The following is a 21578-nucleotide window of genomic DNA, read 5'->3' as shown; positions in this document are numbered from 1 at the left end:
AACAACCGCGTGAACGATGCACAACCCGTCTCGTGGTCCACCCCTGTCGCAGGTCTGCTCGCCATCAGCGGTGGCGGAATCCTGCTGGCCGTGCTGGCAGTCCTCGCCCAGGACGGCCCGAGCAGGCTGCTCATCGGCATCGCCGCCGTCGCCGTGCTGGCGATGTCCGCACTCGGCATCCGGCAGCGCCCTCGGCTCACCATGGTTCCCGGCCCCGCGCCGCGCCTGGTGGTCGGCACGCTCACCGGCCCGAAGGACTACCCACTCGACCGGATCGACCGGATCCGGATGGTCTCCTACCGCCGCATCGGCCGCAAATCCGCGATGCTCGAGGTCGACGTGCGCCACGAGGACACCGAGCGATTGCTGATCTTCGGCCGCTGGGACCTCGGTACCAATCCCCACGATGTGTACGACGCTCTGGTCGTCAACGGCTTCGCCTCGGTGACTTCGGACTGACGTTGTTTCACGTGAAGCAAAGAGAACTCCCCGCCGCGACGGTCCGCGGCGGGGAGTTCTGTGTATGGCCTTGATCAGTCGATCGTGACGGCCGAGATGATGACCGGCTCGTCGGGTCGATCATTGCGATCGGTCTTCACCGAGGCGATGGCGTCGACGACCTTGCGCGAATCGGGGTCGACCACCTCCCCGAAGATCGAATGCTTGCGGTTGAGGTGCGGCTGCGCGCCGACGGTGATGAAGAACTGCGAACCGTTGGTCTCGGTGCCGGCGCCCGCATTCGCCATCGCGAGCAGATAGCCCCGGTCGAAGCGCAGATCCGGGTGGAACTCGTCGGCGAACTCGAAGCCCGGCCCACCACGGCCGGTGCCTGTCGGATCGCCGCCCTGGATCATGAACCCCGGAATGATCCGGTGAAAGACGGCGCCGTCGTAGAACGGGCCACTTTCCGTCCCACCGGCATTGACGGTGGAGTACGGCGCGGTGCCGTCGGCGAGACCGACGAAGTTGCGCACCGTCTTCGGGGCGTGGTTACCGAAAAGCGCGATCCTGATATCGCCGTGGTTGGTGTGCAGAGTTGCCACGGCCGTCTGGTTGGGTGAGGTCACGCAGTTATGGTGCCACGCGACACGTCGAATCTGTTTGTGCCACAGTGGTCGAATGAAGCTTCGTAATCCGCTGCTCGCGTCGATCGCGCTCGCCGGGGCGGGCGCCCTGGCCTACCTGGCCCGCGCCAAGCGTCCACAACTGCCGGAACCCGCCGCCGAGCCGCCGCGTCTGGGGTATTCCCGCAACGGCTCGGCGCACTAGTTCCGGCTGTTGTTCAGCGACTGACCGACTTCTTGTACTGGATCTGAGCCAGCGGCACGAAGACGATCAGGATCACCACGATCCACATCAGCGTGGTGGTCACTGGATGCTGCATCGGCCACGCGTCCGAGGGCGGCGCCATCGGGTTGACGTTGCCGAACAGGTCACGCACCGCCTGGGTGAGCGCCGAGACCGGGTTCCATTCGGCGAAGACCCGCAGCGGAGCAGGCATGTTGTCGAGCGGAACGAACGCGTTGGACAGGAACGTCAGCGGGAAGATCACCATGAAGCTGGCGTTGTTGAACACCTCCGGCGCGCGCACGATCAGGCCGACCACGGCCATCATCCACGACAGCGCGTAGGCGAACAGCAGCATCAGCGCGTACGCGAGCACCGCGTCGAGGAACGATCCGCGGATCCGCCAGCCCACGACCAGACCGGTCAGCGACATCACTACCAGGCTGACCACGTTGATCACCACATCGCTGATCGTGCGCCCGACCAGCACGGCCGACGGCGCCATCGGCAGCGACCGGAACCGGTCGATGATGCCCTTCTGCATGTCTTCGGCCAGGCCCGCACCGGTGAAGGTGGCGCCGAACACCACGGTCTGGGCGAAGATGCCGGCGATCAAGAACTCCCGATAGCCACCTTCGAGCCCGGGGATCGAGATCGCCGAGCCGAAGACGTAGGCGAACAGCAGCACGAACATGATGGGCGACAGCGTCGTGAAGATCAGCACGTCGGGTACGCGCTTGATCTTGATGACGTTGCGTTTGGCGATGGTGATGCTGTCGCTCACCACCATCGACAGTCGTTCGCCGAGGCTGGGAGGGTGCAGCTCGGCCTTGTCGAGTGCGACGGTCATCGGTTCTTTCCTTCCGCGGCGCCCACGGTCTCCGACTCGCGATCGCCGTTGACGAGTTCTTCGGCCTCGTGCCCGGTGAGCGTCAGGAAGACGTCGTCGAGCGAGGGTCTGCGCAGGGCGACATCGTTGATGTCCACCTTGTGCTCGGTGAGCCTGCCGATGGCGGTGACCAGGTCCTGTGACCCGTCGGCGACCGGCACGATGAGCTTGCGCAGGCCGGGTTCGAGATGGATCTCGCCGTCGGCGAGCCCGCTGAGCACCTGCTGGGCGACGGCGAGCTGGTCGGCGGCGCCGACGGTGAGTTCGATCCGGTCGCCGCCGACGAGGGCCTTGAGTTCGTCGGCGGTGCCGCGGGCGATCACCTTGCCGTGGTCGATTACCGCGATCGAATCGGCGAGGCGGTCGGCCTCGTCCATGTACTGGGTGGTGAGCAGCAGGGTGGTGCCGCCGGCGACCAGCTCCTCGATGACGTCCCACAGGTCGAGCCGGGCACGCGGGTCCAGACCCGTGGTCGGTTCGTCGAGGAACAGCACCGGCGGGTTGGCCACGAGGGCGCCTGCCAGGTCGAGGCGCCTGCGCATACCGCCCGAGTAACCCTTCACCGGCCGGTCGGCGGCGTCGCTGAGGCGGAAGCGGTCGAGCAGTTCGCGGGCCCGCTCCTTACTTCGCTGGGTGCCGAGGTGGTAGAGCCTGCCGACCATTTCGAGGTTCTCGAAACCGGTGAGGTATTCGTCGACGGCGGAATACTGGCCGGAGGCGCCGATGCGCGAGCGCAGGGCCTGTGGATTGCCGAGCACATCGATACCGGCGACGGTGGCGGTGCCCTCGTCGGGTATCAGCAGCGTGGTGAGAACGCGAACAGTCGTGGTCTTTCCCGCGCCGTTGGGGCCGAGAAGCGCGGTGACGGTACCTTCCGGAACGGACAGGTCGAGTCCGTCGAGGGCGACGAGCTGCCCATACCGTTTGACCAGACCCTCGGCGACGATTGCGTCGGGCATGATTCTCCTGAAGTCGTGGTTGGCGATGCTGTGCCCAGTATTGCCCCACCCACCGACAAGTCGCATCCCAAATTTCCGCGCGACCGCAAGTCAGATGTACACAATTGTTCGACATGCCGACGCGTCGCGACACGCGGCGAATCGGACTGATTTTCTGTCTCCCGACACGAACAAGAGCGCCTGTTCGCTGGACGGTCGCCACACGCGAGACGAGAACATGTTCACCGTTGATTCCCCGTAAAACGTTGCGTACCAGCCGATTCCGATGTTCGTAAGACACCTGACAGGTACCGGGAGCGCGCACCGGCCGATCGCCGCACCCCGGACCACCGCCGACACCCGCACCGGCACCCGAAAAATCTCGTGAACTCGCCCGGTGCGCGTACACGAATTCCGCGCGTATCGCGTAGGATCGTTCAGGTCGGCCCCTCCCCCCCGGGCCGACCCTACGCGGGCCTCGGCTAACTCCCCCCCTTCGCCGAGGCCCGCTCCCCATTTTCCGGCAAGGTCGCAGCTCGGCAGATCAGCCGAAGCGCACCGCAACGCCGGGCGTCACAGTCCGGCCACGTTCCGGCGATCACCCGGCAACCAGGGTTATCGTCGGCCCATGGTGCCTGGTCGCGGTGCGATCGCCGGGGTCGTCCTCTCGATGACGATCCTCGTTGGTTGTAGCGGATCCACCGACGACACGCACACCACTACGACGACCACCGCCGAGCTCCCCCCGAATCAAGTCGCAGGCGTCGCCCTGCCCGCCGACGCGGTCGGCAAAGCCGTCGGGCAGCTCGACGAACTGGTGGGCTCGCTGATGGACTCCAGCCGCATTCCCGGCATGGCCGTCGCCGTGGTCCATGGTGGAAAGACCTTGTACGCCAAGGGTTTCGGTGTTCGCGCGGCAGGCACACCCGACAAGGTCGACGCCGACACCGTCTTCCAACTCGCCTCGGTGTCGAAGTCGCTCGCCGCGACCGTCGTGGCCAATCAGGTCGGCGCGGACACGATCGAGTGGACGACCCCGGTGGTCGCCCACCTCCCGTCGTTCGCGCTGGCCGATCCCGCCACCACCGCCCAGCTCACCGTCGGCGACCTGTTCGCGCATCGCAGCGGCCTGCCCGATCACGCGGGCGACCGGCTCGAAGACCTCGGCTACGACCAGGCCGCGATCTTCGACAAGCTGCGCCTCGAGCCCCTCGACCCCTTCCGGATCACCTATCACTACACCAACTTCGGACTCACCGCCGGCGCCGAAGCCGTGGCCGCGGCGGCCGGGAAGGATTGGGCCCAACTCTCGTCGGATGCCCTCTACACCCCACTCGGCATGCGCGACACCAGCTCTCGCTTCGACGACTTCCTCGCCCGGCCGAATCACGCGGTGGGACACGTGAACATCGACGGCGATTGGGTGGCCCGCTACGTGCGCGACCCCGACCCCCAGTCCCCCGCCGGCGGGGCGAGCTCCTCGGTGAACGATATGGCCCGCTGGCTCACGATGCTGCTCGGTAACGGCACGGCGGGCGCGACAACCATCGCCCCGCCCGAAGCGCTGCTGCCCGCCGTCACACCCCAGATCGTCTCGGCGCCGCCCGCCTCCCCCACCGCGCGGGCGGGCAGCTACGGGTACGGCTTCAATGTGTCGGTCTCCGCGGCCGGGCGCACCGTCACCAGCCATTCCGGCGCCTTCGGCCTCGGCGCGGCGACCAACTTCCTGGTGATCCCGTCCGCCGACGTGGCCATCGTCGCGCTGACGAACGCCGCGCCGCTCGGCATCCCGGAGACGTTGACCGCCGAGTTCGCCGATCTGGTGCAGTTCGGCGAGGTGCGCGAGGACTGGCGCGGCCTGTACCGCGACGCTTTCGCCGCCATCGACGATCCGGAAGGTGCCCTGTCCGGTCGGCCCGCCCCGGCGAATCCAGCCCCCGCACAGCCGCTACCGACCTACGAGGGCAGCTACGACAGCGCCTATTGGGGACCCGCCACGATCGTCGCGACCGATACCGGCTTGCGCCTGACCATCGGCCCCGAGCAGCGGACCTATCAACTCCGGCACTGGGACGGCGACACCTTCGCCTTCGACCTGAGCGGCGAGAACGCCCCGCCCGGCAGCGTCACCTCGGCACGGTTCGCCGACGGCACACTGACCATCGACTACTTCGACGAGAGCGGTCTCGGCACGTTCACCAGAACAAAATGACGCAGCACCAGAACGAAGTGACGCAGCACCAGAGCGAGTGACACAGCACCGGAACCGGTCGATCAGGCGAGCGTGCGCCACGCGGTCGCCAGGCGCGCCGCCCGCACCTTGCCCGCGACCCCGAGCAGCGGCGCATCACGCTCCCAGCGCTTCCTGACCTCCGGATCCACCGGCGCCCACAGCGGCTCCAGTTCGGTACGCAGACCGGTCAGCCGATCGAAGATGCCGCCGAGCGCGATGTGCACACCCGGGGAGCTCGGATCCTCGGCACCGACCCCACGCACCGCCGCAAACAGCGCCAGCAGCTGTTCTACGGGCTCCGCGGGCCACTGCGCTAGCCGGGCGACCCGAACGAGCTGACCGAGCACAGCGGCCACCACATGCAGGTCCTCGACCGTCCGGAACGGCTTCAGGTAGTCGGCGTAGCCGTCACCGGGCAGCAGCTCGCCCGGCGCGGCATCGAAGACGACTTCCGCGTGTGGGATCTCCGGCGCGAACGGCAGCGTGGGCAGCGGCGTCACCGCGGCGGACGCACCGGCGCCGACGAGCACGGCGCGCAGCAGCGACCTGCCGTCGGGCTGGGTGCCGGAGCGGGCGATCACCAGGAACCGATCGGCGAACGCGCCCAGCGTGGCGAAGGATTTGGTGCCGCTGACGGTGCCGTCCTCGCGCACTGTTGTCGTCATCGTCGACGGTCGCGCACCGGCGCCCTCGGTCGCGCACATCGAGGAGAGCTCGGCGGGATCGAGCGAGGGAACCAGCGCGTGCAGGGCTTCCTGATAGCCACCGAGGAAGGCGGGACCTGTTCCCGCACCGTCGAATCCGGCGATCGCGGCCCGATCGAGCGAACTCGCGAACCCGGCTGTCCTGGTGCGGTGTCGCGCCCAGTCCGCCGCGAAATCAGCCGAAACGGCGTCGGCGGGAGTGGTGGTGAGAAGAAAATCGAATACCGAGGAATACACAGATGTGGAGCCTAGGGGAATCGAACCCCTAACCCCTGCCTTGCAAAGGCAGTGCTCTGCCAATTGAGCTAAGGCCCCTTACCGGTCATCGACCGGTTGGCAACCCGAAATCAGCGGGTGGTGACCTCGCGCCAGAGGTCTGCGTCGTCGCGCTTGCGGAATTTGTTGACACCGATGAGAACGGCGATCACAACACCGACCATGAGGACAATCTTCATGATTCCCACCCTACTGTGCTGTTCGGGAGTGGGCCTAGGAGGACTTGAACCTCCGACCTCTTCGTTATCAGCGAAGCGCTCTAACCGCCTGAGCTATAGGCCCGAACTCGTTTCGATCCCCGCCGGAGCAGTGAACCGCAACGAGAAACGAGGTTACCTTACCTGCCTGCCGATAACCAAAACGGCCGGTCAGACCCAGTTTCCTGGGACCGACCGGCCGTACCGGAAACCTGCTCCTAGTCGGGATCGGCCAGGGTTATCTGGATGCCGCCGACCAGATCGCAGCACTGGTTGTAGATGAACACGCCGACCGTGGCCAGCGCGGTGAACAGCACCACGTTGATCAGGCCGATCACACCCGCGTAGCCGAACACCGTGCCTGCGTCGATCAGGCTCGACGAGCTGCCCTCCTGGTTCAGCATCTCGCCCAGCGAGTTGTCCAGGTTGTCCCACACGCCCATGCCCGCCAGCACGATGTAGAGCAGACCGACGGCCAGCATCCACACGAAGAACAGCGCGACACTGATCACCAGGGTGATCTTCAGGGTCGACCACGGGTCGATCCGGCGGATCTGCACGGTCGCGCGTAGTGGCTCACCCGACGCGGCAGCCGCGATGGCCACCGGCACCGCGGGCGAGACGCTGCCCGCCGCGGCTGCCCGCGCGCTCGGCCCCATGTTGTGCTGGGGCTGCGGCGCCATCGGCAGCCCGGGCGGCGCCACCGGCGCCTCGGGTGCCGGGTGGCGCACGTCGGACAGGTCTGGCATGTCCTTGACCAGCTCCGGACGCGCGATGCTGCGGGTCGGCCCGTCGATCCCGACGGACTTCACCATCGCCGCTTCCTTGCGAGCCGCCTTGGCCGCCAGGTCGGCGGTGGTGCGGGCGTTGGACGCCCCACTGCCCTTGAGACCGCCGCCGCCCGGTGCCCCGGACGAAGGCCGCCCCTGACTCGGCGATTCGCCGGGCCGGTACAGGTTCGACTGCGGTTCACGCTGCGGAAGCTGAGCCCACCCGTCCTGGTAGGGCGAGGATTTGCTGCCCTTGCCGTCGAACGAATCGGTCCCGGCCGCACCGGATTCCGGCGCCGCGCCCTCGGCCGGACCGCCCTGGCGTGGGATCGGCCGCGGCGGGATCGGAGACGTGGCGATCCGCTCGGTGACGCCGTTGGTCTGGTTCCGATCGTCGTTCGACTGATTCGGTGTGGTCAATGGAATCCTCAGATCCGTTCGTTGCCGCCGCTATTTGGTGTGTTACTCCGAAGCCACGTCGCCGAGGAGCTGATCGGGATCGGGCTCGTCGGCGTTGCGCGCGATCGCTAGCAAGGTATCGCCATCCGCGAGGTTCATCAATCGCACGCCCTTGGTCTGGCGTCCGGCCTTACGAACCTGCTTGGCTGCGGTGCGGATGACGCCACCACTGGAAGTGATCGCGTACAACTCGTCCTCGTCGTCGACGATGAGCGCACCCACCAGGCTGCCACGCTTCGGATCGTATTGGATTGTCAATACGCCTTTTCCGCCACGTCCCTGCGCGGTGTACTCCTCGATCGCGGTCCGCTTCGCGTACCCGCCGGCCGTCGCGACCAGCAGATATGTCTCCAGACGCACCACATTGAGCGAGAGCAGCTCGTCGTCGGTGTTGAAGCGCATACCCTGCACGCCGGAGGTGGCGCGGCCCATCGGACGCAGCGCCTCATCGGTCGCCGCGAAGCGGATCGACTGACCGTGCGCCGAGACCAGGAGCAGGTCATCGTCGGACGAGCACAGCACCGCACCGACCAATTCGTCGTCATCGCGCAGGTTCACCGCGACGATGCCGCCGGAGCGGTTGGAGTCGAAATCGGTGAGTTTCGACTTCTTCACCAAACCCGCGCGTGTCGCGAGCACGAGGTACGGCGCGTCCTCGTAGGTCTTGAGCTGGATGATCTGGGCGATCTTCTCGTCCGGCTGGAAGGCGAGCAGGTTGGCCACGTGCTGACCACGCGCGGTCCGGTTGGCCTCGGGCAGCTCGTACGCCTTGGCCCGGTAGACGCGGCCCTTGTTGGTGAAGAACAGCAGCCAGTCGTGCGTGGACGACACGAAGAAGTGCTTGACGATGTCGTCCTGCTTGAGACCCGCGCCCATCACGCCCTTGCCGCCGCGCTTCTGCGAGCGGTAGAGGTCGGTCTTGGTGCGCTTGGCGTAGCCGGTCTCGGTGATCGTGACCACCACGTCTTCGCGGGCGATCAGATCCTCGTCGGCGACGTCACCGTCGGCGGCGATGATCCTGGTCCGGCGGTCGTCGCCGTACTTCTCGACGATCTCGGCCAGCTCGTCGCGCACAATCGCGCGCTGACGCTCGGGCTTGTCGAGAATGTCCTTGTAGTCGGCGATCTCGATCTCGATCTTGGCCAGATCGTCGATGATGCGCTGACGTTCCAGGGCCGACAGGCGACGCAGCTGCATGTCGAGGATGGCGGTCGACTGGATCTCGTCGATGTCGAGCAACTGCATCAGGCCGGTGCGCGCGGTATCGGTGTTGGCCGCGCCGCGGATCAACGCGATGACCTGGTCGAGCATGTCCAGTGCCTTGACCAGGCCGCGCAGGATGTGGGCCCGCTCCTCGGCCTTGCGCAGCAGGTAGCGGGTGCGCCGCACGATGACCTCGAGCTGGTGATTCACGTAGTAGCGAATCATCTGATCCAGCCGCAGCGTGCGCGGGACACCGTCGACGATCGAGAGCATGTTCGCGCCGAAGCTGGTCTGCAGCTGGGTGTGCTTGTAGAGGTTGTTCAGCACCACCTTGGCCACCGCGTCACGCTTGACCGTGACCACGATGCGCATGCCGACGCGGTCCGAGGACTCGTCGTGGATATCGGAGATACCCGCGATCTTCGCGTCCTTCACCTGCTCGGCGATGGAGTTGACGAAGTTGTCGGTGTTGACCTGGTACGGCAGTTCGGTGATGACGATCGTGGTGCGGCCACGCGCGTCTTCCTCGATCTCCACCACACCGCGCATGCGGATGGAACCGCGGCCGGTGGTGTACGCGTCGTGGATGCCCTGGCTGCCGACGATCAGGCCGTGCGTCGGGAAGTCGGGGCCCTTGACCCGTTCCATGCAGGCGGCGAGGGTGGATTCCTCGTCGGCCTCGTAGTTCTCCAGCGCCCAGTAGATGGCGTCGGCCAGCTCGTTGAGGTTGTGCGGCGGGATGTTGGTGGCCATGCCGACCGCGATGCCGTTGGAGCCGTTCATCAACAGGGCGGGCACGCGGGCGGGCAGCACGGTCGGCTCCTGCGAGCGACCGTCGTAGTTCGGGACGAAATCGACCGTCTCGGAGTCGATATCGCGCAGCATCTCCATCGCGAGCGGCGTCAGGCGGCACTCGGTGTAGCGCATGGCGGCCGCGCCGTCGTTGCCGCGGGAACCGAAGTTGCCCTGGCCGTCGACCAGCGGATAGCGCAGCGACCACGGCTGAGCCATGCGCACGAGGGTGTCGTAGATCGACGAGTCGCCGTGCGGGTGGTAGTTACCCATGGTCTCGGCGACCGGGCGCGCGGACTTCACGTAGCCGCGGTCCGGGCGGTAGCCGTTGTCGTACATCGCGTAGAGCACGCGACGGTGCACCGGCTTGAGGCCGTCGCGCACGTCGGGCAGCGCACGGCCGACGATCACGCTCATCGCGTAGTCGATGTAGCTGTTCTGCATCTCGGTCTGGATATCGACCGGTTCGGTCCGGTCGCCCGCACCGCCGGACGGGGGCAGCGTGGTCTCAGTCATCAAATCTCCTTCGAGGGGCCGACATGCGAGCGGGCGCGCCTATCAGGCGCAGCGCCGCTTACACATCGAGGAAACGGACGTCCTTGGCATTGCGGGTGATGAAGCTGCGACGCGCCTCCACGTCCTCGCCCATCAGCACGGAGAACAGCTCGTCGGCCGCGGCCGCGTCGTCCAGCGTCACCTGACGAAGCACCCGCACCGAGGGATCCATCGTGGTCTCCCACAGCTCCTTGGCGTTCATCTCGCCCAGACCCTTGTAGCGCTGGATCCCGTCGTCCTTGTTGATCTTCTTGCCCGCGGCGAGCCCGGCCTCGACCAGCGCGTCGCGCTCACGGTCGGAGTAGGCGAACTCGGGATCGGACCGCATCCACTTGAGCTTGTACAGCGGCGGCTGTGCGAGGAACACGTGACCGTGCTCGACCAGCGGACGCATGAAGCGGAACAGCAGCGTGAGCAGCAGCGTCGCGATGTGCTGGCCGTCCACGTCGGCGTCGGCCATCAGGATGATCTTGTTGTAGCGCAGCTTGGCGATATCGAACTCGTCGTGGATACCGGTGCCGAACGCGGTGATGATCGACTGGACCTCGTTGTTCTTGAGGACGCGGTCGATGCGGGCCTTCTCTACGTTGATGATCTTGCCGCGCAGCGGCAGGATCGCCTGGTACATCGAGTCGCGGCCCGACTTCGCCGAGCCACCGGCGGAGTCACCCTCGACGATGTAGATCTCGCACTTGCCCGGGTCCTTGGACCGGCAGTCGGCCAGCTTGCCCGGCAGTCCGCCCAGGTCGGTCGCCGACTTGCGACGCACCAGCTCGCGCGCCTTGCGGGCGGCCATGCGGGCCTGCGCCGAGGACACCGCCTTCTGCACGATGGTCTTCGCGTCGGCCGGATTGGCCTCGAACCAGTGCTGCAGGTGCTCGTTGCAGGCACGCTGCACGAACGACTTGACCTCGGTGTTGCCGAGCTTGGTCTTGGTCTGGCCCTCGAACTGCGGCTCGCCGACCTTGACGCTCACGATGGCGGCCAGGCCCTCGCGGATGTCGTCACCGGTGAGGTTGCCGTCCTTCTCCTTGAGGAGCTTCTTCTCCTTGGCGTACTTGTTGACCACCGTGGTGAGCGCCGCGCGGAAGCCCTCTTCGTGGGTGCCGCCCTCATGGGTGTTGATCGTGTTGGCGAAGGTGTGGACCGACTCGGAGTAGCCCGAGTTCCACTGCATCGCGACCTCGAGCTCGTGGCCGGTGCCCTTGACCGTGTAGCCGACGACCGAGTTGTGGATGGCCGACTTGGTGCGGTTGATGTGGCGGACGAAGTCCACCAGGCCGCCAGGATAGTGGTAGGTGCGGGTCTTCACCTTGTGCTCGACCGCTTCGGCGGCGACCTCCTCGGCGTGCTTGGGCGCCTCGGCGGTCTCACTGACCACTTCGTCGGTCACGTCGCCGACGGCGACCCGCTCGTCGGTGAGCTTGATGGTGAGGCCCTTGTTCAGGAAGGCCATCTCCTGCAGGCGCCGCGCCACGGTCTCGAAGTTGTAGGTCGTGGTCTCGAAGATGTCGGGATCGGCCCAGAATCGCACCGTGGTGCCGGTGACCTTGGTCGGCTCGCCCTGCGCCAGCTTGCCGGGCTTGGCGTCCTTGTAGGTCTGGGTCCAGTGGTAGCCGTCGACGTCGATCTCGACCTCGACCTTGGTCGAGAGCGCGTTCACCACCGAGATACCGACACCGTGCAGACCACCCGACACCGCGTAGGAGTCGGAGTCGAACTTGCCACCGGCGTGCAGCTGGGTCATGACGACCTCGATCGTGGGCACGCCCTGTGCGTGCATCCCGACCGGGATACCACGGCCGTCGTCGATCACCTCGACGCCGCCGTCGGCGAGCAAGGTCACCTCGACCTTGGTGGCGTAGCCGGCCATCGCCTCATCGACCGAGTTGTCCACAACCTCCCAGATGAGGTGGTGCAGACCGCGTTCACCGGTGGAACCGATGTACATGCCAGGGCGCTTGCGCACCGCCTCGAGGCCTTCGAGGACCGTGATGGAAGAGGCACCGTAGCCTGAATTGTTGCCCGATGCGTTGGAGTCGTTGGCAGCCACTTCTCGGTAGCTCTCCTTACTTGCTGATCCCTGGCACAGCGATCCGGGCAGCACGCGCACGGCTCGGAAAGAGCCATCGAATATCACGGACTGCACAGCACGCGCCGAGGGTTCGCCGCTGGTTACGTCACCATCCTACTGGTAAGCCCAACTTACAGTGCACCTACGACACCCCTGGCTTCGCCGTGAATGCAAGAAATCGTCCGACCGCGAGGCGGTTCCGCCTCCTCGGGTATTTTGCCGGTCGTAGGCGCGAATAGAGTATGTCCTCGGACCGGCTGCCGGGACGCGTGAGATGTGTGGGGTTCCCGGGGAGTTACCCGTGTCTGCGCGGGATCAGATGTCGCCTCCGAAGTTATCCACAGGCTCTATGCACATGTCCACAACTTGGGGCCTGAGAGCGGCGCGGGCGCAACGGATCTCGCTCCGGTCACCGCGCGGCTACCCGTAGGTGTCGCGCGGGCCACGGCCCTTGATGTGGCGATCGCCCTTGCGCCAGCTCGGCGCGGCGGGGCCGGTGATGCGCAGCGACGTCACCACGCCATGACCGACCGCGGCATTGATCTTGGCCAGGATCTGGCTCTGCAACATGCGCAGCTGGGTGGCCCACGCGGTGGACTCGGCGGCGATCTTGAGCACACCGTTCTCCAAGGTCACCGGAGTGGCGTGGGAGGCGATGTCCTCACCGACCACCCGCGGCCAGCTGCCGAACACCGTGCCCTCGGCTACCTTGCCTGACCAGCCACGATTCTTCGCGAGCGTGCCGCTGAGCGCACCGAGGAGCTGGGGATCACGGGCATCGGGACCCGACCCGGACCAACCACTACGGCGCCTGCCACCGGCCCGCAGCTTGCGTACCGGCGAGGCCCTGCCCTGCCCCACGGACTTGCCGCTGGCCTTGGCCGCGGCCCGCGCCTCTTCCAGCGCCCGGCGGGCCAGATCGATGCCGCGCAGCTCCGGTGCGGGTTCTTCCGGCACGGGTTTCCGCCTTCCGGTGTCGAGGGTGGCCGAGTGTGGATGGAGTCTACGCCGGGGCGCCGACGGGCTCGTCGAGCACCGATCCGGCATATATCCAGCATGTTGCCGGTTTTCCACAGGGGCTGGGGATAACTATCGCGATCTGTGCATATCTTCGGCGTGTTGGACGACTTCGGGGACGATCTGTGAGGTACGCCGGTCCGCCTCGCCGGTCGTGTGCACACGCAACGGTTCGGCGGCCAGTTCCGACGGCACGTCCTCGGCCACCGCGGCCGTGATCAACACCTGCTCGGCACCCGCGGCCACCTCCGCGAGCGCGGTGCGCCGCCGGCGGTCGAGCTCGGCGAACACGTCGTCGAGCAGCAGCACCGGTTCGGAACCTTCTCCGCGCAACAGCTCGAACGAGGCCAACCGCAGCGCGAGAGCGAACGACCAGGACTCCCCATGACTGGCGAATCCCTTCGCCGGTGCGCTGCCGAGCAGTAACTCGAGATCGTCGCGATGCGGGCCGACCAGACAGACCCCGCGATCGAGTTCCCGGTTCCTCGCAGCGGCCAGCTCGCGCAGCATGATCTCGTGCAGCAGCTGTGCGTCACCGGCCGCGGGCACTCTGGCCGGATCGAGGAGTTCCGGTGGGAGATACCCGGAGCGGTAAGTGATTGCGGCAGGACGTGATTCGGGTGCGATCGACCGATATGCCTGGGACAGATGGGGATACAGGTCGTGGACCAGGCGCAATCGTTCGGCGAGCAGCACCGCCGCATGATCGGCGAGGTGCCCGTCCCACACGTCGAGGGTGCCCAGATCGGCACGTGAACGCGATTGGCGCCCAGCGGTTTTCAACAGCGCCGAACGCTGCCGCAACACCTTGTCGTAATCGGCGCGCACACCCGCGAGCCTGGGCAACCGGGCTGTGGACAACTCGTCGAGGAACCGGCGCCGCTCCCCCGGATCCCCACGCACCAGCGCCAGATCCTCCGGCGCGAACAACACGGTCTGCAGAATCCCCAGGATCTCGCGCGAGCGGCGCACCGGCGAGCGATTGATCTGCGCACGGTTGGCGCTGCCCGCCTTGAGTTCCACATCCACGCGCAGTTCCCGCCCGGTGTTCACCACGGTGGCCCCGATCCTGGCCTGGGTGGCGCCCATCCGGATCAGCGGCGCGTCGGCGGAGACCCGGTGCGAGCCGAGCGTCGCCAGATAACCGACGGCCTCGAGCAGATTCGTCTTGCCGTTGCCATTTGCCCCCAGGAGCACCGTGCGCCCTGGGGACAACTCGAGATCGGCGTGTTCCCACGAACGGAAATCACGGACCGACAGCTCACGGATGAACATGTAGGCCTAGCCGCCCCTGCCTGCTCAGCCGGGCAGCCGGACCGGCATCAACAGGTAGATGTACTGGCTCTCCAGCGCCGCGAACGCACCCGACTCGAGCACCTTGGGCTCCTCGTCGGAGGCGGGCAGCAGCACCGCCGGACGGCTGGGCGTGGTGAACCCGAACGTGACCCGGTCGGTGTGCAGCGCGGCCAGGCCCTCGGTCAGGTAGCCGGGGTTGAACGCGATGGTGAGCGGTTCGCCGCGGAAATCGGCTTCCAGCCATTCCTCGGCCCGGCCCGCATCGTCCCCACCCGCCGACAGCAGCACGCCGTCTGTGGAGAACTCGAGCCGCACCTGGGCACCGCGCTCGGCCACCAGGGCGACACGCTTGATCGCCTCGGACAGCACCGCGACGGGCAGGGTGGCGATGGAGGTGTGCTCCTTGGGGAGCAACTGGCGGAACTTGGGGAATTCCGCGTCGAGCAGTCGGGTGGTGGTCCGCCGGCCGCCGTTGACGATGCCGAGCAGGCCGTCGGCGCCGCCACCACTGCCCAGCGACAGCTGGACCGGGGCCTCGGCGGCACCGAGAGTCTTGGCGGCCTCGGACAGCGTGCGCGCGGGGATGAGCACCGCGGTCTCGATGTCGGAGCGGGTCGGGTTCCACTGCAAGTGGCGCACAGCGAGTCGGAAACGGTCGGTGGCGGCGAGCACCACATCGTTGCCCTCGATCTCGACCCGGATGCCGGTGAGCATCGGCAGGGTGTCGTCACGGCCCGCGGCGACGGCGACCTGGCCGACCGCCTCGGCGAACACGTCGACGGTGAGTTCACCGGTCTGCTGCGGCACCTCGGGCAGTTGGGGATAGTCCTCGACCGGCATGGTCGGCAGCGAGAACTTCGCGCTGCCACAGGCGATGAGCACACGGGTGCCGTCGACGGAGACATCGACCGGCTTGTTCGACAGCGACTTGGTGATGTCGGCGAGCAGGCGGCCCGAGACCAGCACCTGGCCGGGACCGGCGACCTCGGCCGCGACACGCATCTGCGCGGAGACCTCGTAGTCGAACCCGGAGACCGTCAGGCCGTTCTCGTCGGCCACCAGCAGCACACCGCCCAGAACAGGCACCGGAGGCCGGGACGGGAGACTGCGCGCCACCCAGGCCACCGATTCGGCGAAGTCCTCTCGGGCGACCCGAAACTTCATGCTCGCAAGCTCCATCGCCCGATTTGTCCTCTCCGAGTTTCGAATCCGTGTGCGGGTGTGTGTCAGCGGAGTTGAACTGCTGTGTCGGCCGCGCATTGAGTCTCGCACAACCGACCGACAACCAAACGGTACCCGTGCAGTGCGCGAACTCCGCATCGACCCTCCCGGTCGATTCCCGCTCGTCGAACCACTCCGTTCCTCCTTGCCTGTCTGTGAGTGAACGACCGCTCGACTTGAGCCTCCCCAACCGAGTTTCCACACACCCTGTTTTAAAAGAGTTCTCTCTAGAAGGAGAACTGAAGTAGTAGTAGGCACTGTGGAATCTGTGGATTTCGCCCGAATCCGCAGGTCAGAGCGCTTGATGGCATGGGGATGGCCTTGGGGTGACTCGAGGATGAATCAGCGGTGGCTGTGGAGGCGTGAAGTTGTCCCCATTCCATCCTCGAGTTGTCCTCGAGTTGTTCCACCGGATTCACCCAGTTGTTCACACGTCGGGGCAGCCTGGTGGCAACGGTGTGGATTCCTCGAGGACTCCACAGGGACTCCTCGAGGAATCCACAGGCCGGATTCGGTGACGCCGCAGGTCAACGCTAGTGCACAGGTGTTAGTGGAGCGTCTTGTGGATGATGTGGACAACTGCCTGTGCATGAACGCTGCACACCCTCGCCCAACACCCTGTGCACCGACCGGTGCACAAAGGTGTGGATTCCTCGAGGAATCCACAGGAATTCCTCGAGGAATCCACAGGGCAAAAAAGAACACCGCCCCAGGTCAGGGCGGTGTTCCGGGTTGGGGATGAAATCAGCGGGAGCGCTGTTTGATTCGGGCTGTGAGTTCTTGGACCTGGTCGTAGACCCGACGGCGCTCGGTCATCTCCTTGCGGACTTTTTTCTCCGCGTACATCACCGTGGTGTGGTCTCGACCGAACGCCTGCCCGATCTTGGGCAGCGACAGATCGGTGAGCTCGCGGCACAGGTACATCGCGATCTGCCTGGCCTGCGCCAGCGGACGCGCCTTACCAGGGCCGGTCAGCTCCTCGAGCGTGGTGTTGAAGTACTCGGCGGTGACAGCCATGATCGTCGCCGCGTTGATCTCCAGTGCCGCCGTGTCGGGCATCAGGTCGCGCAGCACCACCTCGGCCAGCGAGAGGTCGAGCGGCTGACCGTTGAGCGAGGCGAACGCCGTCACCCGGATCAGCGCACCCTCGAGCTCGCGGATATTGCGCTCCACCCGGCTCGCGATCAGCTCGAGCACGTCGTGCGGCACATCGAGCCGGTCCATCCGCGCCTTCTTGCGCAGAATCGCGATGCGAGTCTCCAGCTCAGGCGGCTGCACATCGGTGATCAGGCCCCACTCGAAGCGAGTCCGCAGCCGTTCCTCCAGGGTGGCCAGCTGCTTGGGCGGGCGGTCCGAGGACACCACGATCTGCTTGTTCGCGTTGTGCAGGGTGTTGAAGGTGTGGAAGAACTCCTCCTGGATGCCTTCCTTGCCCTCGATGAACTGGATGTCGTCGACCAGCAGGATGTCGGTCTCGCGGTAGCGCCGCTTGAACGCGACCTTGCGGTCGTCGCGCAGGCTGTTGATGAAGTCGTTGGTGAATTCCTCGGTCGAGACGTACTTCACCCGCATGCCGGGGAACAGCCGCTGTGCGTAGTGACCCGCCGCGTGCAGCAGGTGGGTTTTGCCCAATCCCGAAGCGCCCCAGACGAACAGCGGGTTGTAGGCGCGCGCAGGCGCCTCCGCGATGGCGACCGCGGCAGCATGCGCGAACCGGTTGGACGCGCCGATGACGAAGGTCTCGAACGTGTACTTGGCATTGAGACTGGCCGACGAGGAGGACTGCGGCGGCGCCTCGGGCGACTTGCTGAAATAGGTCGGCCAGTTGTTGCGGTTGCTCACCACGGGTTCGTCGTCGGCCGGCTGCGCGCCGGGCTGACCGGGGAACGGCTTGTCCTGGCCCTCGGCGCTCGGTTCCTCGGCACGAGCGGCGGCGGGCTCTTCGGACGGCCTGCCGCGGTTCGGCGCGCGCTGCGGCGCCGGGTCGGGAGTGAACAGCGACTCCTGGCCGGAGTGGTCGCGACGCGGTGCCGCGGCTTGCTCGCGGCGGGCGGGCGGTGCGGTCTCGGGAACTCGCTGGTCCGGACGCGCGCCACGGAACTCACCGCGCCCACCGAACTCGGCGCCGGGATAGTCGGGGACGGGGTACGCCCCAGTCGGCTCGAAATCGGTGCCGGGGAACTCGTTGCGGTCGCCCTGGTACTCGGCAGGCTGGCCGAAATCGGACGGTGCCTGCTGGTATTCGGGCTGCTGGCCGTATTCCGCGGGCGGCTGCTTGTACTCCGGTTGCTGGCCGTACTCCGGCGGTGCCTGCTGGTATTCGGACTGCTGGCCGAATTCCGACGGATTCTGCTGGTACTCCGGCTGCTGCTGGTAATCGGGCTGTTGCTGCTGGTATTCCGATTCGGCCGGGTACTCGCGGTGCCCCGCGTAGTCGTTGCGCTCGCCGTACTCGCCGGCCTGCCCGGGGTACTCACGGCCGCCGTAGCTGCTCGGGTACTCGCCGTTGGCCGGATAGTCGGGGGACGATTGATAGTCGTTGCCGTACTCGCCACCCTGGCCGGGGTACTCGCCCGCGCCGTAGCGCGGCCTGCCGTACTCACCACGGGTGGCGTAATCGGGAACACTGAAATCGGGACCGGGATAACCGGCGGGTGGGCGCACCTGCTCGCGCGGACGCTCCGGCCTGCTCGTCATCCTGGCATGCCGGGGCGAACTACCGGCCCGCTCCCCCGCGGCCGGGCTCGGCGCGGCGATGCGCACCCCGAGTCCTTCCACCTGGGGACCCAGCCGACGGCCGAGCGATCGCAGGATCGGCTCGCGCAGATCACGCTCGATCGCCTCCTGTGCCAGCGAGGACGGGACCGACAGCAACGCGAAACCCTGCGCGACGGTGAGTGGCTTCACCAGCTTCAACCAGGCCTGCTGTGCACGACTCACCGCGGGGATGGCGCCGTCGGCAGAGCCGGTGGTGAGCTCGGCAACCACCTCCGGCCACACTGTGGCCAGCACGTTCTGCTCGTCGTCCATACAGCGTCCTCCCCGGACCGGTTTGTTGGGGCCCACGGCCTTCGCGCACGCCGGAAAGCACCCGTGAACAGGTGTAATCCAGTGATCCTGCGTACAACCGAAGCCGGTTCGAACGCTGTGGCCCGGTAATTCGGACTGCGGCGCGGGCACCGACGGCCTTACGAATATGCCACTGCGGCCGTCTGTCCACATAATTATCCACAGATGTGGACAAACCTGGGGATAAAGGAATTCTGCCAGCGTGTGGCAGTGAATGGGGCTGGACCTGCGGTTCTTCAGCAATCCCCCGGCTACAGAGGCTAGCTGGCCGCGCCGCACAACGCCAGGGGTGTGGAAGAACTCACGAAAAGTGGCCGCATGCGTCACTGCGGCCCGGGCGTGTCGTGCCTGGTCGGGCCAGACCTCTGGTCCGTTCGGGCGTCCGGTAGCCTTGACCTGTGCCGGTGACAGGTACGTGGGGGCCGAGTTTGACCCGTTCCTTCGGGATAAGTACCCTCGTACAGTCACCCCTTGGCGCGGTTGGCGGCTGTCTGCTGCACATCGATCGCCAAGGCAATCTGTGCGTAGACCGCGGTCCGCAGCGCAGACAAATCATTTGTACAGACTTCGGGCGCCGAATGGTGCCCACCTACTACAGGAGTGTTGACCGTGGCCAAGGGCAAGCGGACGTTCCAGCCGAACAACCGTCGTCGGGCGCGCGTCCACGGCTTCCGTCTCCGGATGCGGACCCGTGCGGGCCGCGCCATCGTTGCGGCGCGTCGCCGTAAGGGCCGTACCGAACTGACTGCCTGATCGCGCGTAGTCGGACGCTCGGGTGTTGCCTGAGCCGTATCGGTTGCACCACCGTGCCGAATTCTCCCGCACGGTGCGCCGCGGTCAGCGAATCGGGAGGCGAGATCTCGTCGTACACGCGCTCACGCACGCGTACGACGATGTCGCCGACGGCGATTCTCTGGTCCGCGTAGGTGGTCCTCGGTTCGGACTGATTGTCAGCAAGGCGGTGGGAAACGCGGTGGTTCGCCACCGGGTGGCCCGCCGCCTGCGTCATATGTGCGCCCAGGTGGTCGATGAACTGCCGGTCGGCACCGATGTCGTGATCCGGGCACTGCCCGGCGCCGCCACCGCCGATTCCGCCGAGTTGCTGCGCCAGCTGCGCACCGGCCTGCGCAAGCTCGGCTTGCGCGGGGAACCGGAGCTCGCGCTCGGTCGCACCTCGGCCGGTGAACGGCGATGAGGACCCTCACCCGCCTGCCCGCGAAAGCCCTGATCGCCCTGATCGAGCTCTACCGGACCTATGTCTCCCCCACCCGAATGCCGATCTGCCGGTTCACCCCCACCTGCAGTGAGTACGCGGTGACTGCCTTGCGTACCCGCGGGCTGGTCGTCGGATCGGCCCTCACGGTCGTGCGGCTCGCGAAATGCGCGCCCTGGCACCCTGGAGGGTGGGATCCCGTGCCAGAGCGCGGGTCGAATGCCTGCACAAAGTCATCGCCCGCGCTGATCGGCGATACGAACGACGGGAGTACCTAGAGCCGTGCTCGACATCATCTATTGGCCGGTATCCGCAATTCTGTGGTTCTGGCACAAAGCCTTCGGCTTTGTGTTCGGGCCTGACAGCGGTCTCACTTGGGCACTGGCGATCGTGTTCCTCGTGTTCACGCTGCGCCTGGTGCTGTACAAGCCGTTCGTCAAGCAGGTACGCACAACCAAACAGATGCAAGAGCTGCAGCCCCAGATCAAGGAGCTGCAGAAGAAGTACAAGAACGACCGCGAGACCATGGCGAAGGAGATGCAGAAGCTCCAGAAGGAGCACGGCTTCAACCCGCTCATGGGCTGCCTGCCCGTCCTGGTGCAGGTGCCGGTCTTCCTCGGTCTGTTCCACGTGCTTCGTTCGTTCAACCGAACCGGCACCGGCTGGGGCCAGGTCGGGATGTCGAACTATGACAACGCGCATACCGCGAACTACATCTTCAGCGCGGCCGACGTCCAGTCGTTCCTGAGTGCCCGTATCTTCGGTGCGCCGATCGCGGCGTTCATCACCGCGCCGCCCGAGCAGCTGGAAGCCTTCGCGGACTGGGGCGGTACACCCACGAAGCTGAACATCGCTCTCGTCGCCGTGCCGCTGATGATCATCGCCGGTCTGGCGACCCACTTCAACGCCCGCGCCTCGGTGCAGCGGCAGACTCCCGAAGCCGCCGCCAACCCGCAGGCCGCCATCATGAACAAGCTGTCGCTGTGGGTCTTCCCGCTCGGCGTGATGGTCGGTGGCCCCTTCCTGATGATCGGCATCCTGCTCTACTGGGTGGCCAACAACATCTGGACCTACGGACAGCAGCACCTGGTGTTCGGCCGGATGGAAAAGGAAGACGAAGAGCGTAAGCAGAAGAAGCTGGAGCTGCGGTCGCAGAACGCGCCCAAGCCCGGTGCCAAGCCGGTCGACGTCCGCAAGAAGCAGGACGCCCCGGCCGTCGATGACGAGCCTTCGGTGAACGGCACCGCGGCGACCAACGGCACCACTCCTAAACAGTCGGCCAAGCAGGGCGGTGGCAAGCGCAGGCCCGGCGGGCAGCAGCGGCCGGGTAACCGTGGCCGTGCGAACCAGAAGCGTAAGCGCTGAGACGCGATCGGATAGAGGGA

19 protein-coding genes and 2 tRNA genes are annotated in these 21578 nt (G+C 66.4%); 7 read left to right on the top strand and 14 right to left on the bottom strand.

Annotated elements, in window-relative coordinates; genetic code table 11:
- The first annotated feature begins 9 nt into the window (after positions 1 to 9).
- Entirely contained in the window at positions 10 to 459 is a 450-nt protein-coding gene (locus ACFQ9R_RS07045; RefSeq protein ID WP_378989385.1) for a PH domain-containing protein, read from the top strand.
- A 74-nt stretch (positions 460 to 533) separates the two neighbouring features.
- Here ACFQ9R_RS07045 and ACFQ9R_RS07040 read toward each other — a convergent pair whose 3' ends face one another.
- Entirely contained in the window at positions 534 to 1067 is a 534-nt protein-coding gene (locus ACFQ9R_RS07040) for a peptidylprolyl isomerase (RefSeq protein WP_378634585.1), read from the bottom strand.
- Positions 1068 to 1119: 52 nt separating this feature from the next.
- Between ACFQ9R_RS07040 and ACFQ9R_RS07035 the strand changes: the two genes are divergently transcribed.
- Complete coding sequence (locus ACFQ9R_RS07035) at positions 1120 to 1269, top strand: hypothetical protein (RefSeq protein ID WP_170112099.1); 150 nt, start codon at positions 1120 to 1122, stop codon at positions 1267 to 1269.
- Positions 1270 to 1282: 13 nt separating this feature from the next.
- Here the strand turns inward: ACFQ9R_RS07035 and ACFQ9R_RS07030 are convergent, their stop codons facing one another.
- Together ACFQ9R_RS07030 and ACFQ9R_RS07025 are read right to left on the bottom strand one after the other, a co-directional pair.
- Complete coding sequence (locus ACFQ9R_RS07030; protein WP_378989384.1) at positions 1283 to 2137, bottom strand: ABC transporter permease; 855 nt, start codon at positions 2135 to 2137, stop codon at positions 1283 to 1285.
- Positions 2134 to 3135 (bottom strand): ATP-binding cassette domain-containing protein, encoded by a 1002-nt coding sequence (locus ACFQ9R_RS07025; RefSeq protein ID WP_378989383.1) that lies wholly within the window; start codon positions 3133 to 3135, stop codon positions 2134 to 2136. The genes ACFQ9R_RS07030 and ACFQ9R_RS07025 overlap by 4 nt, the downstream gene beginning before the upstream one ends.
- Before the next feature lie 607 nt (positions 3136 to 3742).
- Here ACFQ9R_RS07025 and ACFQ9R_RS07020 point away from each other — a divergent pair.
- The gene (locus tag ACFQ9R_RS07020) at positions 3743 to 5326 is read left to right on the top strand and encodes a serine hydrolase domain-containing protein (RefSeq protein WP_378989382.1); all 1584 of its coding nucleotides are present in this window, start codon (positions 3743 to 3745) and stop codon (positions 5324 to 5326) included.
- A 62-nt stretch (positions 5327 to 5388) separates the two neighbouring features.
- On the opposite strand, the gene ACFQ9R_RS07015 is transcribed toward ACFQ9R_RS07020, so the two are convergent.
- The 11 genes from ACFQ9R_RS07015 to dnaA all read right to left on the bottom strand — a co-directional run bounded on the left by ACFQ9R_RS07015 (position 5389) and on the right by dnaA (position 18941).
- Positions 5389 to 6288, bottom strand: coding sequence for an acyl-CoA dehydrogenase (locus ACFQ9R_RS07015; protein ID WP_378989381.1), 900 nt, complete (start codon positions 6286 to 6288; stop codon positions 5389 to 5391).
- 5 nt (positions 6289 to 6293) lie between these two features.
- Positions 6294 to 6366 (bottom strand) — tRNA-Ala (locus tag ACFQ9R_RS07010).
- 32 nt (positions 6367 to 6398) lie between these two features.
- Positions 6399 to 6506 (bottom strand): DLW-39 family protein, encoded by a 108-nt coding sequence (locus tag ACFQ9R_RS07005; protein ID WP_214516728.1) that lies wholly within the window; start codon positions 6504 to 6506, stop codon positions 6399 to 6401.
- A 29-nt stretch (positions 6507 to 6535) separates the two neighbouring features.
- Positions 6536 to 6609: transfer RNA gene (locus tag ACFQ9R_RS07000), tRNA-Ile, on the bottom strand.
- A gap of 133 nt (positions 6610 to 6742) precedes the next feature.
- The gene (locus ACFQ9R_RS06995) at positions 6743 to 7714 is read right to left on the bottom strand and encodes a DUF3566 domain-containing protein (protein ID WP_378989380.1); all 972 of its coding nucleotides are present in this window, start codon (positions 7712 to 7714) and stop codon (positions 6743 to 6745) included.
- A 42-nt stretch (positions 7715 to 7756) separates the two neighbouring features.
- On the bottom strand, positions 7757 to 10264 hold the full coding sequence (gene gyrA, locus ACFQ9R_RS06990) for a DNA gyrase subunit A (RefSeq protein WP_378634601.1): 2508 nt from the start codon (positions 10262 to 10264) through the stop codon (positions 7757 to 7759).
- 58 nt (positions 10265 to 10322) lie between these two features.
- Positions 10323 to 12356: a DNA topoisomerase (ATP-hydrolyzing) subunit B gene (gyrB, locus tag ACFQ9R_RS06985; protein WP_378989379.1), complete on the bottom strand. Its 2034-nt coding sequence runs from the start codon at positions 12354 to 12356 to the stop codon at positions 10323 to 10325.
- Positions 12357 to 12797: 441 nt separating this feature from the next.
- On the bottom strand, positions 12798 to 13334 hold the full coding sequence (locus ACFQ9R_RS06980; protein WP_245914449.1) for a DUF721 family protein: 537 nt from the start codon (positions 13332 to 13334) through the stop codon (positions 12798 to 12800).
- Between the two features lie 132 nt (positions 13335 to 13466).
- A complete protein-coding gene (gene recF, locus ACFQ9R_RS06975) occupies positions 13467 to 14669 on the bottom strand; it encodes a DNA replication/repair protein RecF (RefSeq protein ID WP_378989378.1) in 1203 nt (400 codons plus the stop codon).
- A gap of 24 nt (positions 14670 to 14693) precedes the next feature.
- Complete coding sequence (dnaN, locus tag ACFQ9R_RS06970; protein ID WP_378634611.1) at positions 14694 to 15869, bottom strand: DNA polymerase III subunit beta; 1176 nt, start codon at positions 15867 to 15869, stop codon at positions 14694 to 14696.
- 786 nt (positions 15870 to 16655) lie between these two features.
- Positions 16656 to 18941, bottom strand: a complete 2286-nt coding sequence (gene dnaA, locus ACFQ9R_RS06965) for a chromosomal replication initiator protein DnaA (protein WP_378989377.1) — start codon at positions 18939 to 18941, stop codon at positions 16656 to 16658.
- A 648-nt stretch (positions 18942 to 19589) separates the two neighbouring features.
- On the opposite strand from dnaA, the gene rpmH reads away from it, so the two are divergent.
- From rpmH to yidC, 4 genes are read left to right on the top strand one after another with little or no spacing between them, the layout of a single operon-like run.
- Positions 19590 to 19733 (top strand): 50S ribosomal protein L34, encoded by a 144-nt coding sequence (rpmH, locus tag ACFQ9R_RS06960; RefSeq protein ID WP_082843828.1) that lies wholly within the window; start codon positions 19590 to 19592, stop codon positions 19731 to 19733.
- Between the two features lie 22 nt (positions 19734 to 19755).
- Positions 19756 to 20175 carry a ribonuclease P protein component gene (gene rnpA / locus ACFQ9R_RS06955; RefSeq protein WP_378634616.1) on the top strand — a complete coding sequence of 140 codons (420 nt, stop codon included), beginning with the start codon at positions 19756 to 19758 and terminating at the stop codon, positions 20173 to 20175.
- On the top strand, positions 20172 to 20471 hold the full coding sequence (gene yidD, locus ACFQ9R_RS06950; RefSeq protein WP_101465063.1) for a membrane protein insertion efficiency factor YidD: 300 nt from the start codon (positions 20172 to 20174) through the stop codon (positions 20469 to 20471). The genes rnpA and yidD overlap by 4 nt, the downstream gene beginning before the upstream one ends.
- A 4-nt stretch (positions 20472 to 20475) precedes the next feature.
- On the top strand, positions 20476 to 21558 hold the full coding sequence (gene yidC / locus ACFQ9R_RS06945; RefSeq protein WP_378989376.1) for a membrane protein insertase YidC: 1083 nt from the start codon (positions 20476 to 20478) through the stop codon (positions 21556 to 21558).
- Positions 21559 to 21578 lie beyond the last annotated feature (20 nt).

Source organism: Nocardia sp. NPDC056541, from assembly GCF_042794235.1.
Taxonomy (GTDB): domain Bacteria; phylum Actinomycetota; class Actinomycetes; order Mycobacteriales; family Mycobacteriaceae; genus Nocardia.
This window is presented reverse-complemented; position numbering and strand designations above follow the sequence as displayed.

Bases quoted from the DNA above. Each gene is read 5' to 3' on its own strand.
- ACFQ9R_RS07030 (WP_378989384.1), bottom strand. From the start codon at position 2,137: ATGACCGTCGCACTCGACAAGGCCGAGCTGCACCCTCCCAGCCTCGGC.
- gyrA (WP_378634601.1), bottom strand. From the start codon at position 10,264: ATGACTGAGACCACGCTGCCCCCGTCCGGCGGTGCGGGCGACCGGACC.
- dnaA (WP_378989377.1), bottom strand. From the start codon at position 18,941: ATGGACGACGAGCAGAACGTGCTGGCCACAGTGTGGCCGGAGGTGGTT.
- recF (WP_378989378.1), bottom strand. From the start codon at position 14,669: ATGTTCATCCGTGAGCTGTCGGTCCGTGATTTCCGTTCGTGGGAACAC.
- ACFQ9R_RS07035 (WP_170112099.1), top strand. From the start codon at position 1,120: ATGAAGCTTCGTAATCCGCTGCTCGCGTCGATCGCGCTCGCCGGGGCG.
- dnaN (WP_378634611.1), bottom strand. From the start codon at position 15,869: ATGGAGCTTGCGAGCATGAAGTTTCGGGTCGCCCGAGAGGACTTCGCC.
- ACFQ9R_RS07025 (WP_378989383.1), bottom strand. From the start codon at position 3,135: ATGCCCGACGCAATCGTCGCCGAGGGTCTGGTCAAACGGTATGGGCAG.
- ACFQ9R_RS07005 (WP_214516728.1), bottom strand. From the start codon at position 6,506: ATGAAGATTGTCCTCATGGTCGGTGTTGTGATCGCCGTTCTCATCGGT.
- ACFQ9R_RS07020 (WP_378989382.1), top strand. From the start codon at position 3,743: ATGGTGCCTGGTCGCGGTGCGATCGCCGGGGTCGTCCTCTCGATGACG.
- yidD (WP_101465063.1), top strand. From the start codon at position 20,172: ATGAGGACCCTCACCCGCCTGCCCGCGAAAGCCCTGATCGCCCTGATC.